Annotated in this window: 14 protein-coding genes; 7 read left to right on the top strand and 7 right to left on the bottom strand. The window is 45.7% G+C overall.

What is annotated here, in order from left to right; genetic code table 11:
- Positions 1–2 precede the first annotated feature (2 nt).
- Genes HBM92_RS07170 through ypdA form a run of 3 tightly spaced genes read right to left on the bottom strand, consistent with a single transcriptional unit; the run spans position 3 to position 3,322 of the window.
- A complete protein-coding gene (locus HBM92_RS07170; protein ID WP_000646857.1) occupies positions 3–860 on the bottom strand; it encodes an AraC family transcriptional regulator in 858 nt (285 codons plus the stop codon).
- 12 nt (positions 861–872) lie between these two features.
- A complete protein-coding gene (gene ypdB / locus HBM92_RS07175) occupies positions 873–1,610 on the bottom strand; it encodes a two-component system response regulator YpdB (protein ID WP_001350316.1) in 738 nt (245 codons plus the stop codon).
- A gap of 14 nt (positions 1,611–1,624) precedes the next feature.
- Positions 1,625–3,322: a two-component system sensor histidine kinase YpdA gene (ypdA, locus tag HBM92_RS07180; protein WP_000544377.1), complete on the bottom strand. Its 1,698-nt coding sequence runs from the start codon at positions 3,320–3,322 to the stop codon at positions 1,625–1,627.
- A 376-nt stretch (positions 3,323–3,698) separates the two neighbouring features.
- On the opposite strand from ypdA, the gene alaC reads away from it, so the two are divergent.
- The gene (gene alaC / locus HBM92_RS07185; protein ID WP_000785920.1) at positions 3,699–4,937 is read left to right on the top strand and encodes an alanine transaminase; all 1,239 of its coding nucleotides are present in this window, start codon (positions 3,699–3,701) and stop codon (positions 4,935–4,937) included.
- Between the two features lie 64 nt (positions 4,938–5,001).
- Here alaC and ypdK read toward each other — a convergent pair whose 3' ends face one another.
- Complete coding sequence (gene ypdK, locus HBM92_RS07190; RefSeq protein WP_010723117.1) at positions 5,002–5,073, bottom strand: membrane protein YpdK; 72 nt, start codon at positions 5,071–5,073, stop codon at positions 5,002–5,004.
- A 355-nt stretch (positions 5,074–5,428) separates the two neighbouring features.
- On the bottom strand, positions 5,429–6,349 hold the full coding sequence (lpxP, locus tag HBM92_RS07195; RefSeq protein ID WP_000484022.1) for a kdo(2)-lipid IV(A) palmitoleoyltransferase: 921 nt from the start codon (positions 6,347–6,349) through the stop codon (positions 5,429–5,431).
- Between the two features lie 352 nt (positions 6,350–6,701).
- Here lpxP and HBM92_RS07200 point away from each other — a divergent pair, with 352 nt between their 5' ends.
- Positions 6,702–6,944: a YfdY family protein gene (locus tag HBM92_RS07200; protein WP_000639875.1), complete on the top strand. Its 243-nt coding sequence runs from the start codon at positions 6,702–6,704 to the stop codon at positions 6,942–6,944.
- 76 nt (positions 6,945–7,020) lie between these two features.
- Here HBM92_RS07200 and ypdI read toward each other — a convergent pair whose 3' ends face one another.
- Entirely contained in the window at positions 7,021–7,296 is a 276-nt protein-coding gene (gene ypdI / locus HBM92_RS07205; protein WP_000867654.1) for a colanic acid biosynthesis lipoprotein YpdI, read from the bottom strand.
- Between the two features lie 294 nt (positions 7,297–7,590).
- On the opposite strand from ypdI, the gene HBM92_RS07210 reads away from it, so the two are divergent.
- The 5 genes from HBM92_RS07210 (at position 7,591) to yfdE (ending at position 13,966) form a co-directional block, all read left to right on the top strand.
- Positions 7,591–8,223 carry a YfdX family protein gene (locus HBM92_RS07210; protein WP_000825598.1) on the top strand — a complete coding sequence of 211 codons (633 nt, stop codon included), beginning with the start codon at positions 7,591–7,593 and terminating at the stop codon, positions 8,221–8,223.
- A 511-nt stretch (positions 8,224–8,734) separates the two neighbouring features.
- Complete coding sequence (frc, locus tag HBM92_RS07215; protein WP_000106774.1) at positions 8,735–9,985, top strand: formyl-CoA transferase; 1,251 nt, start codon at positions 8,735–8,737, stop codon at positions 9,983–9,985.
- 53 nt (positions 9,986–10,038) lie between these two features.
- Positions 10,039–11,733 carry an oxalyl-CoA decarboxylase gene (gene oxc, locus HBM92_RS07220; RefSeq protein WP_001283506.1) on the top strand — a complete coding sequence of 565 codons (1,695 nt, stop codon included), beginning with the start codon at positions 10,039–10,041 and terminating at the stop codon, positions 11,731–11,733.
- 69 nt (positions 11,734–11,802) lie between these two features.
- Positions 11,803–12,747 carry a transporter YfdV gene (yfdV, locus tag HBM92_RS07225; RefSeq protein WP_000955028.1) on the top strand — a complete coding sequence of 315 codons (945 nt, stop codon included), beginning with the start codon at positions 11,803–11,805 and terminating at the stop codon, positions 12,745–12,747.
- Between the two features lie 73 nt (positions 12,748–12,820).
- Positions 12,821–13,966, top strand: a complete 1,146-nt coding sequence (gene yfdE, locus HBM92_RS07230) for a CoA:oxalate CoA-transferase (RefSeq protein ID WP_001296273.1) — start codon at positions 12,821–12,823, stop codon at positions 13,964–13,966.
- A 55-nt stretch (positions 13,967–14,021) separates the two neighbouring features.
- Here the strand turns inward: yfdE and evgS are convergent, their stop codons facing one another.
- Complete coding sequence (evgS, locus tag HBM92_RS07235) at positions 14,022–17,615, bottom strand: acid-sensing system histidine kinase EvgS (protein ID WP_001305203.1); 3,594 nt, start codon at positions 17,613–17,615, stop codon at positions 14,022–14,024.
- Positions 17,616–17,618 lie beyond the last annotated feature (3 nt).

The following is a 17,618-nucleotide window of genomic DNA, read 5'->3' on the forward strand; positions in this document are numbered from 1 at the left end:
AGTTAGCCCTGAAAACGTGCGCTATACTCTCCCGGCGTCAGACCAAACTGACGCCGGAAAACGCGACAAAAATAGTCGCTATCCGGAAACCCGCAACGCTGCGCCACTTCATGAATCGACAGATGATATTTTTGCAAAATCATCCTCGCTTTTGCCATTCGTACCCAACGCACATATTCGATAAAACGCATTGTTCCATGCTGAGCAAACAGTTTTGACAGATGATTTGGCGTGATATTAAAAAACTGCGCCACGCTCTCGCGGGTGAGCGGCTGGGCATAATTATCCTGAATCCAGTTACAAATGCTGTGATAGAGAAAATCGCCGCGCGGTTGCGAATTGCCCGGCGGCATATTCACCACGTTACGGCAAAGATGCAGCAAACTTAACACCAGCGGCTGAATGATATTCTGCTCCAGTGGCGAACGGCTAAGATGGGTGAGGGCGGTAAGCATCGCTTCACCTTCACCGCGTTGCAGGCTGGGAAGCTGGATCTGGCGAGCAGGATGTAACAACGACGTGGTGCGGCTATCGTAAAACGATAACCCAAGCCAGGTCGGTGCGAACACCAGGCTTAACAGCATCACCGGTTTGTTGTTGACCGGTAAATTAGCCGCGCGTGCTGGAATAAACAGCATTTCTCCTTCCACCATACGTTGCTGCTTTGCTTCCAGCAGATTGCCGTATTCGCCGCGTAGCACGATATCCAGACGGGGAAAATCAATACATAAACTGCCCACTGGCAATGAGGCGGGCTGGCTGGCAAACCAGACGCGCCCAAGGAGTTGCGGGTTAAGCACCAGGCCGCTGAACAGATCGGCGAAAAATTGTTGATCGGCGGGCAAGCCTGGTGCTTTCATGAAAGTTCCCGATTACAGATGCATTAACTGGCGGAATTCTTTAACTTTGCTGCGGCTGACCGGCACTTCAAAATCCAGATCTTTCAGCCGCAGAATGTAGGTGTTATTAAACCACGGTTCGATTTCGCGTATTTTGTTCAGATTGACACAAAATGAGCGATGGCAGCGGAAAAAATGCGACGGCGGCAGCTTGCTGAAAAACTCGGTAATGTTCATCGGCATTACGTAGGATTCACGCCGCGTATAGACAAAGGTCATTTTCTCGTGCGCTTCGGCGTAATAGATATCGTTAATTGGCGTGACGATGATTCGCTCATCTTTCACCAGATTAATGGTGTCATTCTCACGCGTTACCGTCGCGGCAGGTGTCGTACTGCTGGTCTGCTGTTGTTGCCAGGCTGCTTCCAGTTTTTGCAGCATCCCGGTAATGCGTGACTCCTGATACGGTTTGAGAATGTAGTCAAACGCTTCCAGTTCAAATGCTTCCACCGCATGTTCTTTCCACGCGGTGATGAATACAATAAACGGTTTATGGGCGAACTGGCTGATGTTTTGCGCCAGCAACACACCGTCCAGCGACGGAATATTGATATCCAGAAAAATGGCGTCGACGCGGTTATGCTGCAAAAACTTCAACACGTCCAGACCGTCGTCAAAGGTGCCGACAATCTCCATCTGGCTGTGCTCTTTAATTAACCAGCTCAGTTCCTGTTGTGCCAGGAATTCGTCTTCAACAATGATGACTTTCACAATATCACTCCGGCTCAAAGCAATAAGGTAGCCTGTGAGGCGACTGGGGTGCGTTGGTTAGGAATGTAAAACGCAATTTCCGTTCCTGGTTCCAGGCGGCGGATATGCAGCCCCTCGCCATACAATAACTTCACGCGATGATGGACATTCAGCAGGCCAATTTTATTGCCCGGCATTTCGTTCGCTTCGACCCGCTCAATCACCTTTGGATCGATGCCGTGCCCGGTATCTCGCACCGCAATACGTACCCGATTACCGCACTCTGCAACGCTGATGGTGACAACGCCTTTACCTTTGCAAGGCTGGATACCGTGGACAATGGCGTTTTCCACCAACGGCTGGATCAGCAGGCTGGGAATGCAGCAATTCACCTCTTCATCAATATCATAGATAACCGTCAGCTTGTCGCCAAAGCGGGCCTGCTCAATGGCAATATAGTCTTTAATTTGATACAGCTCTTTTTTGATATCGATTTGCTCATCATCTTTTAATTCAATGTTATAGCGCAGATAACGCGACAGATTAAAGATCAGCTGGCGAGCAGTATCCGGATTCAGGCGGATTGACGATGAAATAGCGTTCAAAGCGTTAAACAGGAAATGGGGATTAATTTTGCTTTGCAGGGCGCGAAGCTCTGCCTTATTTGCCATTTCACGCAGCTGCTCGGCGCGTGACACCTCCAGTTGCGTGGAGATGATTTGTGACAGACCGACCGCCATTTCCTGTAATGACGAGGTTATCTGATGCGCGTGGCAGTAGTAAATTTTCAGCGTTCCGGTCACAACGCCTTTCTCCCACAATGGGATCACCAGCATGGAATGAATCTCTGGTGTGCGGTGGGCTTCATCATTGTTTTTAATGATGATTTTTCCGTAATTCATCGCCTGTCGGGTAGTCGGGCTAATGAAGTCATCGCCATTCTGATAGTTGTGTTCACCCACGCCGACATAGGCCAGCACATGATCAGTATTAGTCATCGCCACCGCATCGGCGTGAATATCATCGCGAATAATTTCACAAACTTTGCGTAATGACTCGCTATTGACATGGCGAAACAGCGGTAGCGTTTTGTTGGCGATATCCAGCGCCAGCTTGGCCTGCCGCGCGGCGCTGGCCTCTTTTTCGCCCTCAACGCTTTGCACCAGCAGCACAATAAAGCCGATACAGACGCTACCGAGGATCATTGGAATCCCGATTTTAGAGACGATATCGATCCCCAATGCGGTAGTTGGTGCCCAGACAATCACCAGAATCATGGTCAACGTTTCACACAACATGCCGCCGAGAATACCGACGCGCCAGCGCTGTGCTTTGGGGATTTTCAGGTTGATCCAGCCCGATATACAACCCGCCAGAATGCTGGTGATAAAGCAGGGGATCGCCGTCACGCCGCCGATGTCAATTAAATAACGGTGAATACCCGCAATCACGCCGGTAATGATGCCCACCCACGGGCCAAACAGAATTCCGCCTGACATCACCGCGATAATACGTACGTTCACCAGCGAGCCTTCTACGGGAACGCCGGACCAGGTGCTGAACAGGGCGAACAGCGAGAAAATGGCGGTAACGGCGAGCAGCTCTTTCGGTGAGTGTGCCGACTTGTGCAACAGTTCGCGAAACAGGCGGATACGGATGAGAAAAAACAGGCAGATAAGCATTAACGCTGCCCGATCGAAGACCGCCAGCAGCATGTTGAATATTTCGTGCACGGGTGACTCTGAATAAGGATTAAACCTCTATGATAGGTAACCTGAAGGCTGATGACCAGCAGGCCGTTTTTGAGGAAAAACCACAATTTTAAAAGGGGATTGAAAGATAAATGGTGTATTAGCAATGCATCTCTTGATAATGCACATCTGGTTGGTAAATTTATTGAAATTATAATGTTAATAAAATGAATGGTAATTTTCTTGTTAGCGTAGATAAATTTCCTGTTTTTGAAGTGGAGTTCCTCATTTAAAGCCATTGATAAAAATGTTCTAAAACGCTGGACAGACAGAAATTAATCAGGCTATTTTCAAAACAGCCACCATCGTGGCAGCGTCGCTCGGACGGTCCGGGCGCTAACGTTAATCTGAGGAAATTATGGCTGACACTCGCCCTGAACGTCGCTTTACGCGCATTGATCGTCTCCCGCCCTACGTTTTTAACATTACCGCTGAACTGAAAATGGCTGCGCGTCGGCGCGGCGAAGATATTATCGATTTCAGTATGGGTAACCCGGACGGTGCGACTCCGCCGCATATCGTCGAAAAATTATGTACGGTGGCCCAGCGCCCGGACACGCATGGTTACTCCACTTCACGCGGCATTCCGCGGTTACGTCGCGCCATTTCCCGCTGGTATCAGGATCGCTACGACGTTGAAATCGACCCGGAATCAGAAGCCATCGTCACTATTGGTTCGAAAGAGGGCCTGGCGCATCTGATGCTGGCGACGCTGGATCATGGTGACACAGTGCTGGTGCCGAATCCAAGCTACCCCATTCATATTTACGGCGCGGTGATTGCCGGGGCGCAGGTACGCTCAGTGCCGCTGGTGGAAGGTGTCGATTTCTTCAACGAACTGGAGCGCGCCATTCGTGAAAGTTATCCGAAACCGAAGATGATGATCCTCGGCTTCCCGTCAAACCCAACCGCGCAATGCGTGGAACTGGAATTCTTTGAGAAGGTTGTGGCGCTGGCGAAACGCTACGATGTGCTGGTGGTCCACGACCTGGCCTATGCCGATATCGTCTACGATGGCTGGAAAGCGCCGTCAATCATGCAGGTGCCAGGTGCACGCGACATGGCGGTCGAGTTCTTTACGCTGTCGAAAAGCTACAACATGGCGGGCTGGCGTATCGGCTTTATGGTCGGTAACAAAACGCTGGTCAGCGCGTTGGCACGTATTAAAAGCTATCACGATTACGGCACCTTTACGCCGTTGCAGGTGGCGGCTATTGCGGCGCTGGAGGGCGATCAACAGTGCGTGCGCGATATTGCCGAACAGTACAAACGCCGCCGTGATGTGCTGGTGAAAGGGCTGCATGAAGCGGGCTGGATGGTCGAAATGCCGAAGGCTTCGATGTATGTCTGGGCGAAAATCCCGGAACCGTATGCTGCCATGGGCTCGCTGGAATTTGCCAAGAAATTGCTTAACGAAGCGAAGGTCTGTGTCTCTCCAGGGATTGGCTTTGGCGACTACGGCGATACGCATGTGCGCTTTGCACTGATTGAAAACCGCGACCGTATTCGTCAGGCGATTCGTGGGATTAAAGCGATGTTCCGTGCCGACGGTTTACTACCTGCCAGCAGCAAACATATTCACGAAAACGCGGAATAAACACCATCGTCAGAAATGCAAACAGGAGCCAGATGGCTCCTGTTTTTCATTGCACAGTTTGCTTTTAGATCATCAGGGCAAAAGTACCGGCCCAAACGATGACCATAAAAGAAATGCCCATAAAGAAATATTTCACTTTACATCTCTCCGCGTAACTACTGTTACGCCTGAATGACTTTATTACACCTGATACAGTGAGTTGACACCGGGCAAAACGACCTTAAACGTCCTGTATTTTACCGTGGGCATCATCCCAGAATTCTGAGCTAAACTGCTCGAGACGGCGCTAATGTACGCCTAAAACTGAAACGAGACAAGAGGCATTTTCTTATTTACTTTTAGTAACTTACAGGTGTCTCATATCGGCGACAGTTTAATTTCTGACGGTAATAATTAGATATTCAGCGAAGGAAAAAACCTTAAGAAAAAAGCCATAAAAACCATGAGGTTATTATGGCTGATTTGAGGAGGGAAAGAGTGAGAGCCGTTTGTTAAATGTATAACGACGATTCACCCACCGGGCGCGTTTTAAAGCGACGGTGGATCCAGAGGTACTGCTCCGGTGCGCGCATGATCTCTTTCTCGATAATCTTGTTCATATAGGCAGCGGCTTGATTTTCATCTGTCGGGTAGCCTTCCATCTCTGGGGTGATGTACAAACGATATCCGCTGTAATCCGCTTTTCTTACCATCGTTACGGTCAACATGGCTGCGCCAGAGAGACGAGAGAGGACATAGGTGCCATTGGTTGTGGCGACATTTTCCACCGCAAAGAACGGCGCGAAGGAGCTGCCTTTACGACCATAATCCTGATCGGGAGCAAACCATACCGCTTCACCTTTCTTCAGTGCACTGACAATGCCGCGCAGATTATTTCTGCCGATCATCGCTTTGTTAGAGCGCATGCGACCACGGGTCTGCACCCATTCCATCAGCTGATTATTATGCGGGCGATAGGTGGCCATCATTGGTTGGCAAAGTCCCATCACCCGACCGCCCAGTTCCAGCGACATAAAATGGACGCCGACAACCATTACGCCGCGATTTTGCATTTGTGCGCGTTTAAGGTTATCCAGCCCTTCCACATCAAACCATTTACGTACGCGACTGTCGGGCCAGAACCACGCCATGCCGGTTTCTACCAGCGCCATGCCGAGTGAACGAAAGTTTTCGGCAATCATCTTCTCGCGCTCTTTCGCAGAATGCTGCGGGAAACAAAGTTCCAGGTTTTTACGGGCGATAGATTCACGACGTTTCAGGAATGGTCGCGCCATTGTGCCGATACGCGTGCCGAGAAAGCAGAGAACAGGATAAGGAAGCTGTACCCAAAGCCAGAGTACACCAAGCCCAAACCACGTGAGCCAGTAGCGAGGATGCAGAAACTCGCGGGAAAATTTGCATTTTGGAAACATAGTTACCTTCTGTAGATACGAATTGTTGTATCGCAGAAGATTCCATGTCGACAGCGGTACACTCAATTGATTAGGCCATCATGTACGACAATGGTTCCTGTAAAGAGTGTAAAGACTAGTCAGGACATAACCACGAGGAGCATGAATGCGGTATCTGTACTTTATCACTCGCTGACTGCTTTCAGCTACTGATTATTAATCGTGCAAAGTAAATATTTTTCCGTACACAACAGTCTTGCATTTAACATGCTGTTTTCATTGATGCTTAGCAAAAATTGCCAGAGGTTAAGGATTGTCTTACTATTAAAGTGACTGAAGTTACAGGTTTTTTAGCGCGGCAGGAGGTTGAGCTATGATTTATTTATGGATGTTTCTCGCCCTGTGTATTGTCTGCGTAAGCGGATACATCGGTCAGGTACTGAACATGGTATCGGCGATCTCTTCTTTCTTCGGCATGGTGATCCTCGCTGCACTCATTTATTACTTCACCATGTGGTTAACTGGCGGTAATGAACTGGTGACGGGGATATTTATGTTTCTTGCCCCGGCTTGTGGCTTGATGATTCGCTTTATGGTGGGGTATGGCAGGCGATAGTGGGTCAGGATGGCTCATTTGGGCAGGTGTTCACATCAGCATCAGACATGATTGTTCACCTGCCAGGTGACAGACGCTATCGCAAAGGATGAATGAGATAATTCGCCTTTGTCGGATAAGTAGGCGTGATGTCTTCTGTGAGGTTTAATGGTGGTGCATCTTCTCTCATCTTAAACAAAATCGCCTGTGATGGCTGAAGTTTTGTAGAATGCGTTGTCGTCATCACTGACGTTTTTTCTGTCTCTTTATAGCTCGCCTCACTACCACCACCAGAAATAGAAAATGCAAAAACATTGCATGCCATAATAGAGACAAATAAAAATAAGCTAAAAAGCATTAAGTTTACTTTCATAGAAAATATCCTGAAAATGGTTCACTGAAAACCTACGATGTTATGGCTGTATTTATATTTAATTAATCAGTATTTACATCGATATAATAAATGACATATCTTTGTGGTATATAAGAATAGTTCTCTGCGACAGGAAGCAGATTCCTACAACTGTAAGACTAAAAGCGGCTTTGCGATAATAACTACAGTTGTAAGATAACCCTTTCAAAATGTCCGTTGCTCTCTGATTTCTCATTTCATTCTCACCCAATATGATGGCGGCGTTTTCTAAAACTGTTAAAGAATGAGGTAAGTATGAAACGTTTAATTATGGCTACGATGGTCACAGCAATTCTGGCATCTTCAACTGTATGGGCTGCTGATAATGCACCGGTAGCGGCACAACAGCAAACTCAGCAAGTTAAGCAAACCCAGAAAACGGCAGCAGCAGAGCGTATCTCTGAACAAGGTTTATATGCGATGCGTGACGTGCAGGTAGCGCGCCTGGCTCTGTTTCATGGCGATCCGGAAAAGGCAAAAGAACTGACCAATGAAGCTTCCGCTTTGCTGTCAGATGATAGTACCGAATGGGCAAAGTTCGCTAAGCCAGGTAAAAAGACCAACGTCAATGATGACCAATATATTGTCATTAATGCATCTGTCGGAATTTCTGAAAGTTATGTAGCGACACCCGAAAAAGAAGCCGCGATAAAAATTGCCAACGAAAAAATGGCGAAAGGGGATAAAAAGGGTGCAATGGAAGAGCTTCGCCTGGCCGGTGTTGGTGTAATGGAAAACCAATATTTGATGCCGCTTAAACAGACTCGTAATGCACTTGCTGATGCGCAGAAACTGCTTGATAAAAAGCAATACTACGAGGCAAACCTGGCGCTTAAAGGTGCGGAAGATGGAATCATCGTTGATAGCGAAGCACTGTTTGTGAACTAAACCTGACAGGCAATATATTGAGGTAAAGGATTTAACTCCCTCCAGTCGACAATTTTTTATGACCACAATACGACAGGTTGTGGTCATAAAATTATTTGGCGCTCGCGGTTCTATAAACTCGCATTTTATCTTCCTCAAAGTAAACCGCAATAATCCCATATTATCACAAATCATTTATTATGTTATATTTTATGGTACGCTTTAAATAGTGTAATCATAACCTTACTTGTAAATCACTGACACTTCTTACAGTTGTAAGAATAACATCACAAATGTCGCGGCTCTCTCTGATTACCGCGAACCAATATTTATTATATTCTTCTTTTCGTCCTCACTACTTACCATGCAGAAAGGAATTGGAAGTAGCGATGAAATGATTTTCAGCACTTGATACAGGAATTTAAAAATATCGAGTGCAGCTACGACGATATTTTGCAGATTATTTATAGAGGCGTTATGCCTTAAATAAACGCTAAATTAACACATATTTAATTAACTAATAGGTATTGCTATGTCAACTCCACTTCAAGGAATTAAAGTTCTCGATTTCACCGGTGTGCAATCTGGCCCATCTTGTACTCAAATGCTGGCCTGGTTTGGCGCTGACGTCATTAAAATTGAACGTCCCAGCGTTGGTGACGTAACGCGCCACCAGCTGCGAGATATTCCTGATATCGATGCGCTTTACTTCACCATGCTTAACAGTAACAAACGTTCTATTGAATTAAATACCAAAACAGCGGAAGGCAAAGAGGTAATGGAAAAGCTGATCCGCGAAGCTGATATCTTAGTCGAGAACTTTCATCCAGGGGCCATTGATCATATGGGCTTCACCTGGGAGCATATTCAAGAAATCAATCCACGTCTGATTTTTGGTTCGATCAAAGGGTTTGATGAGTGTTCGCCTTATGTGAATGTAAAAGCCTATGAAAACGTTGCTCAGGCAGCGGGTGGCGCGGCATCTACTACAGGTTTTTGGGACGGTCCGCCGCTGGTAAGCGCTGCAGCGTTGGGTGACAGCAACACCGGAATGCATTTGCTGATCGGTTTACTTGCTGCTTTGCTGCATCGCGAAAAAACGGGGCGTGGGCAACGAGTCACCATGTCAATGCAGGATGCCGTGTTGAACCTTTGCCGCGTGAAATTACGCGACCAGCAGCGTCTCGATAAGTTGGGGTATCTGGAAGAATACCCGCAGTATCCGAATGGCACATTTGGTGATGCAGTTCCCCGCGGTGGTAATGCGGGTGGTGGCGGTCAGCCTGGCTGGATCCTGAAATGTAAAGGCTGGGAAACCGATCCTAACGCCTATATTTATTTCACTATTCAGGAGCAAAACTGGGAAAACACCTGTAAAGCCATCGGCAAACCAGAATGGATTACCGATCCGGCATACAGTACAGCCCATGCCCGACAGCCACATATTTTCGATATTTTTGCTGAAATCGAAAAATACACTGTCACTATTGATAAACATGAAGCGGTGGCCTATTTGACTCAGTTTGATATTCCTTGTGCACCGGTTTTAAGTATGAAAGAAATTTCACTTGATCCCTCTTTGCGCCAAAGTGGCAGTGTTGTCGAAGTGGAACAACCGTTGCGTGGAAAATATCTGACAGTTGGTTGTCCAATGAAATTCTCTGCCTTTACGCCGGATATTAAAGCTGCGCCGCTATTAGGTGAACATACCGCTGCTGTATTGCAGGAGCTGGGTTATAGCGACGATGAAATTGCTGCAATGAAGCAAAACCACGCCATCTGATATTAACGGGGGCTTCTGGCTCCCAATTTATAAAAATTTCGAGGTTATTAATCATGTCAGATCAACTTCAAATGACAGATGGTATGCATATCATCGTTGAAGCATTAAAACAGAATAATATTGACACTATTTATGGTGTTGTAGGTATTCCTGTGACGGATATGGCGCGCCATGCCCAGGCGGAAGGCATTCGTTATATTGGTTTTCGTCATGAGCAGTCGGCAGGCTATGCCGCTGCAGCAAGCGGTTTTCTTACCCAAAAACCAGGGATCTGCCTGACAGTGTCTGCGCCAGGATTCCTCAACGGTTTGACCGCATTGGCCAATGCAACGGTAAATGGTTTTCCGATGATCATGATTAGCGGCTCCAGCGACCGCGCGATCGTCGACCTACAGCAAGGTGATTATGAAGAGCTGGACCAAATGAATGCGGCAAAACCGTATGCCAAAGCAGCATTTCGCGTTAATCAGCCGCAGGATCTTGGCATTGCATTGGCACGCGCTATCCGGGTCTCAGTATCGGGTCGTCCTGGCGGTGTTTATCTTGATTTGCCAGCAAATGTCCTGGCCGCGACGATGGAAAAAGACGAAGCGTTAACCACGATTGTTAAAGTTGAAAATCCGTCGCCAGCATTATTGCCATGCCCGAAGTCAGTCACTAGCGCAATTTCGCTTTTAGCAAAAGCTGAACGACCATTAATTATTCTTGGCAAAGGCGCGGCGTATTCACAATCTGATGAACAGCTTCGTGAATTTATTGAAAGTGCCCAGATTCCATTCCTGCCAATGTCTATGGCGAAAGGGATCCTCGAAGATACGCATCCACTTTCTGCGGCAGCTGCGCGTTCGTTTGCCCTGGCAAATGCTGACGTTGTCATGCTTGTTGGTGCACGACTGAATTGGTTACTGGCACACGGTAAAAAAGGATGGGCGGCAGATACACAGTTTATTCAACTGGATATTGAACCGCAGGAAATTGACAGCAACCGCCCCATTGCTGTGCCAGTCGTTGGCGATATTGCATCCAGTATGCAAGGTATGCTGGCAGAATTGAAACAAAACACATTCACGACTCCACTGGTGTGGCGCGATATTTTAAATATCCACAAGCAGCAAAATGCACAAAAAATGCATGAAAAGTTAAGTACAGATACCCAACCATTAAATTACTTTAATGCATTGGGTGCCGTGCGCGATGTTTTGCGCGAGAACCAGGATATTTATTTAGTTAATGAAGGGGCAAATACCCTGGATAATGCACGAAATATTATTGATATGTATAAACCACGTCGTCGTCTGGATTGTGGCACCTGGGGTGTCATGGGCATCGGTATGGGCTATGCCATCGGTGCTAGCGTGACCTCTGGTTCTCCGGTTGTCGCCATTGAAGGTGATAGTGCTTTTGGTTTCAGTGGGATGGAGATTGAAACGATTTGTCGATATAACCTGCCGGTGACGATCGTTATTTTTAATAATGGCGGCATCTACAGAGGAGACGGTGTTGACCTCAGCGGCGCTGGTGCACCATCGCCAACGGATCTGTTGCACCATGCAAGGTATGACAAATTAATGGATGCGTTTCGTGGCGTTGGCTATAACGTCACCACGACAGATGAACTTCGTCATGCTTTAACCACCGGAATTCAGTCGCGCAAACCGACCATTATTAATGTGGTCATCGACCCAGCAGCAGGAACTGAAAGTGGCCATATTACCAAACTTAACCCAAAACAAGTCGCTGGTAATTAAATACTGACATCGTCTCCTCTTGCCAACTTATTATGCGATGGTAAGGGGACCCTTATCGGAAATACTATTATGCTAACATTTTTTATTGGCGATTTATTGCCTATTATCGTAATCATGCTGTTGGGTTATTTTAGCGGCAGACGAGAAACTTTTTCAGAGGATCAAGCTCGGGCATTTAATAAACTGGTATTAAACTACGCTCTTCCTGCGGCTCTATTTGTTTCTATTACCCGGGCAAACAGGGAAATGATTTTTGCGGACACTCGCCTGACCCTTGTATCACTTGTGGTTATTGTCGGATGTTTCTTTTTCTCCTGGTTCGGTTGCTACAAATTTTTTAAACGTACCCATGCAGAAGCAGCAGTATGTGCATTAATTGCAGGTTCACCTACCATTGGATTCCTGGGGTTTGCAGTTCTCGATCCTATTTATGGTGATTCCGTATCAACAGGTTTAGTGGTAGCAATTATTTCTATTATTGTTAACGCAATTACTATTCCTATTGGTCTGTATTTGCTGAATCCTTCCTCAGGAGCGGATGGTAAGAAGAATAGTAATCTGAGCGCATTAATTTCTGCGGCAAAGGAGCCAGTAGTATGGGCACCTGTTCTGGCAACGATCCTGGTGTTGGTTGGGGTAAAAATTCCGGCAGCATGGGACCCAACCTTTAATCTGATTGCGAAGGCTAACTCAGGGGTGGCGGTATTCGCTGCGGGGTTGACTCTGGCTGCACATAAATTCGAGTTCAGTGCCGAAATTGCTTATAACACCTTCCTGAAGCTGATTCTGATGCCACTGGCGCTGCTTCTCGTAGGTATGGCATGTCATTTGAATAGCGAACATTTGCAGATGATGGTACTGGCAGGCGCATTACCGCCGGCATTCTCCGGAATCATTATTGCCAGCCGGTTTAATGTCTACACCCGCACTGGTACAGCGTCATTGGCTGTGAGCGTACTGGGTTTTGTCGTCACGGCTCCTTTGTGGATTTATGTCAGTCGACTGGTTTCATAATTAATCATGTTATTGATTTTACATAAATGCCGAAGTGTCTTTTCACCTTCGGCTTTTTTCAAGGCATAAGCAAATGACAAATAATGAATGCAAAGGGCCGTTTGAAGGCTTATTAGTTATCGATATGACGCATGTCCTTAATGGGCCTTTCGGAACTCAACTTCTTTGTAATATGGGTGCAAGGGTAATTAAAGTTGAGCCGCCGGGTCATGGTGATGATACCCGCACATTTGGTCCCTATGTGGATGGACAGTCGCTCTATTACAGTTTTATTAATCATGGAAAAGAGAGTGTGGTTCTTGATTTAAAGAATGATCACGATAAAAGTATATTTATAAATATGCTTAAACAAGCTGATGTATTAGCTGAGAATTTTCGCCCAGGTACAATGGAAAAACTCGGGTTTTCATGGGAAAGGTTACAAGAAATCAACCCGCGCCTTATATATGCTTCATCGTCAGGTTTCGGACATACCGGTCCGCTAAAAGATGCTCCTGCCTACGATACCATCATTCAGGCAATGAGCGGGATAATGATGGAAACAGGATACCCTGATGCTCCGCCAGTGCGCGTTGGTACCTCTCTTGCGGATCTCTGTGGCGGTGTTTATTTATTCAGTGGAATAGTGAGTGCACTTTATGGCCGCGAAAAGAGCCAGAGAGGGGCGCATGTCGATATAGCGATGTTTGATGCCACTCTGAGTTTTCTGGAGCATGGACTGATGGCATATATCGCGACTGGGAAGTCACCACAACGCCTGGGAAATCGCCATCCCTACATGGCACCTTTTGATGTTTTCGATACTCAGGATAAGCCGATTACGATTTGTTGTGGTAATGACAAGCTTTTTTCTGCGTTATGCCAGGCACTGGAGCTTACGGAACTGGTTAATGATCCCCGATTTAGCAGCAATATTTTACGCGTACATAACCAGGCTATTCTTAAAGAATATATTGAGCGGACGTTAAAAACGCAGGTAGCTGAAGTTTGGTTAGCCAGAATACATGAAGTTGGTGTGCCCGTCGCGCCGTTATTAAGTGTGGCTGAGGCCATTAATTTACCACAAACTCAGGCGAGAAATATGTTGATTGAAGCCGGGGGAATAATGATGCCGGGTAATCCGATAAAAATCAGCGGCTGCGCGGACCCGCATGTTATGCCGGGAGCGGCAACGCTCGACCAGCATGGGGAACAAATTCGCCAGGAGTTCTCATCATAAATGTAAGATGTGCTGGTAAATAGCTCCCACATTTGAACATTGTGGGAGCCGCTATTTAGTCATTTTGCTGACAGAAAACAGTAATCTCCTGGTCCAGCTCTGCAATGTGTTCTTTTACAGAGTTCAGCAACTGAAGAATTTCAGGCTTACTGTCATCTGAAACAGGTGTTATTTCTAACTGGTGGCTAATATTAATCAACTTTTGCAAATTCAGGATGTTAGCCGCACCGTGGATGCGATGAATACACTGATGGAAAGTTCTGTTATCGCCAGCTTCTAGTGCATGAAACGCAGCGGGTAGATCTTTATGCGTTTCATGCTGGAAAGTCATGAGAATCTCCTGCATCAGTTGTAGATCATTCGCCGTATTATTCTTCAGGGCCTCGATATCAAGGTGGCGATACTGAGGTGCAATATGCGCAACCTGGTGTAACTGACTTAAATGTGTTTTCAGTACATCCAGAGTCAACGGTTTGAACAAACATAAGTTCATGCCGCAATTTAACCCTTTTTCACGTTCGTTAGCCTGTGCGTTGGCTGTAAGCCCCCAGATGGGTAAGGAAGAATTTTGCTCACGGAGTTTGCGAGTCAACTCAAAACCATCCATATTCGGCATATTAACGTCAGTAATAAGCAGATCATAATGTTGCATACTGACTTTGTGTAGCGCTTGCACACCATCAGTGGCTTCATCAACATCATATCCTAATAGATTTAGCTGGCGTTTGAGTAATAGCCTATTGGTCGGATGATCATCCGCGATTAATATGCTCAACTTTTCAGGTAGTGTTATAGGTTGTTCTGCTTTTGCCTCGACAGCCGCCACTTGTTGGGTAATTTCTACCGGGATTGTGATCGTAAATATCGTTCCTATGCCTGGATGACTTTCTAATGACAAATCGCCCTGCATGTTTTTAATTAATTCTTTGCAGATCATTAAGCCTAAACCAGAACCTGTTTGCTGACGACCTGCACTTGTTTGGCTATAGCGTTTAAACAGTTGTTGTTGTTCTTCCTGCGATAATCCACTTCCAGAATCCATAATCGTCATTTTGATAACAGCGTGGTTGTCATCAATGTGACCCAGGGAGGTCGTAATTTTTACTGCCCCCTCGGTAGTAAATTTGAGAGCATTACTCAGTAAATTAGATAAGACCTGCTTAAATGCCTGAGGGTCGATCTTAACCAGGTAGCGTTCAGGAAGCGTACTGCTGCAACTTAATGCGATCGATTTGCTTGCAGCAATCGCAGCGAAAGAGTGACAAGTGTTCTGGACTAAAGTAGGGATATCGACCCATTGTGGTTGAAGTTGATAGTTACCCGATTCAATTTTGTCGACATCAAGGATTTCACCAATTAAGCCGAGGAGTGATTGTCCGGTGGCGTAGGCAAGTGAAATCGCCTCCACCCGTTGTTCCTTGCTAAGACCAGAACCCGACAGTAGTTCCAGGAAGCCCATAATGGAGCTTATTGGTGTTCTTATTTCGTGACTCATTGTTGCCAGAAACTGGCTTTTTGCGACAGTTGCATTGATCGCTTTATTTCTCTCTACTTCGAGTGCATGAATTAAATCACGCGTCTCGGTAATATCTTGCCAACCACAAATATAAACAGCATGTTCGCTTGCTGGCAGATTACATAAGGTATGCCAGTGATTAATGCATCTTTTCTCGATGCCATTATCAATTTCAAATACCTGTGTGTATATTGTTCGGTTTTCTTTCGTTTCTGCTGTGACTTCATGCGTATTAGAAAAAACATCTTTAAAGGGGGATTCACTATTTTCTAATGGTAACATTGCATTTTTATAGTAATCAGCAGTGAAATAATGTTCAAATGCACTATTGTGACTAATGACATTACCTTGCCAGTTTACAACATAAGTTGGATTCGGTAAGGAATCCGAGAGCGCTTTCCGGAATGATATTTGGTTTTCTAAATCACCCTGAATAACTTTACGACGACGAACTGAGCGTAACAGGTAGAATCCCCATAAAAGGCTACTGCCAACTAATAAAACGGATAATGTCGTAACAATATAAAATTGCTCGCTATAGAGGTCCCATGTGTCAATGGTCACATTGGGCATTTTAATCCATTTTTCGGTCAGGCGCAGAACTTCGCTTGGGGGAATTGCATTCAGTGCTTTATTAATAATATCCTTAAGTTCCGGTTCTCCGCGAGGAAAAGCAAACGAAAGTGATGCATTCTGAACGCCGGGAATAAGAAAATGATAAAGTTCATTAGGATAGTAATGGTCGATCATGTAACGCGAATTTAACTGTGTCGCGACCAGAGCATCAAGTTCACCTTCCTTGACCTTGTGAAATGCAGCGCTGGCGTTATCGACTTTTATCCACTCTACCTCCGGATACATCTCTTTTAATTGCGAATGAAGCTCATAATAATATGGAATGGCAACTTTCATTCCTTTTTTTAATGTTTGTTCACTGTCAGGCGCTTTTTGCATGACAAAAACGTAAGGCGTTGTTATGAAGACTTCAGCAAATGAAACATTATTTTCTCGATCTTCACTATAAATAGCGGCGGGCAATATATCCCATCCACCGGGGTTAAGCTGTGTCCCAGCATGAATATTATGTGAAACGGTGATCGGAGAAAAATTTAAACCTGTTTGCAAGGTAATAATATTAAGAATATCACCCATCACGCCCCGAACTGAGCCAGTTTCATCTGTCATAGAATAGGGTGGCGAGTAAGGATTTTCCAGCACCTTTAAATCGGGATGCTGCTTAATCCACTGTTTTTCATGTTCAGTGAGTTCTAATGGTTTGTTCAGAAAGGCCAGGTTTCCTGTATCAAGCCAATTTTGTGATACTTCATAGCGAACTTCATTTGTTAAAGCATCAACAAATCGATTGAGTACTTCATTAAGAACGATTGAATCTTTTCTGGTTAATAAAAAGTTATATTGACGCGGTGAGTTATAATACTTCACTACATTTAAGGAGTGAGTAAAATAACGGGAAATCATACTGCTGGTAATGATGTTACTACCAATAAAGTAATCATTCTGTCCGGCTGAGACGGATGCTAATGCCTGATATAAATTTGTAAAAGAGATAATTGTTGCTTTTGGAAATGATTGATGAATTACCTCGTCTGGGGGATAATTTGCTACTCGAGCAATATTTACTGGTTTTGATGAGGTAAGCGGTCGCATTGAATCGTGAAGGGTAGTGACCAGCGCCGGAAAGGTAATTATCAGAGGATTAGTTGCAGCAATGTCATCATTAAGAGGCGGCGAAGCAACTAAATGTGATAACACTATATCAACTTCACCGTCTTCCAGCGCGTCCATTGCTTTTTGATGATCTGCGTATTCCCGGAGTGTTAATTTGATATTTAACGCTCTTTTTAAAAGATTTAAATAATCAGCATTAATACCACGAATCCGTTGCTGCGAATCGGTATGCAACAACGTAGCTGTTTGGGACTTGTGTACTGCAATCACAAGATTTTTTTTGCTCGCGAGCCAACGTAATTCCTTGTTGCTCAGACGTAGTGGATCAAGTGTGACACGGTTGTTACTACTGATGCCACGATATTCGATGTAATCTCCGTCTGCGAAGCTTATGGTCGACCAAAGACCACAACAGAGAAGAAAAATATAGGGTAAAAACTTCATGTG

It is taken from the genome of Escherichia sp. E.sYA108 (genome assembly GCF_011754335.1).
Lineage (GTDB): Bacteria > Pseudomonadota > Gammaproteobacteria > Enterobacterales > Enterobacteriaceae > Escherichia > Escherichia coli.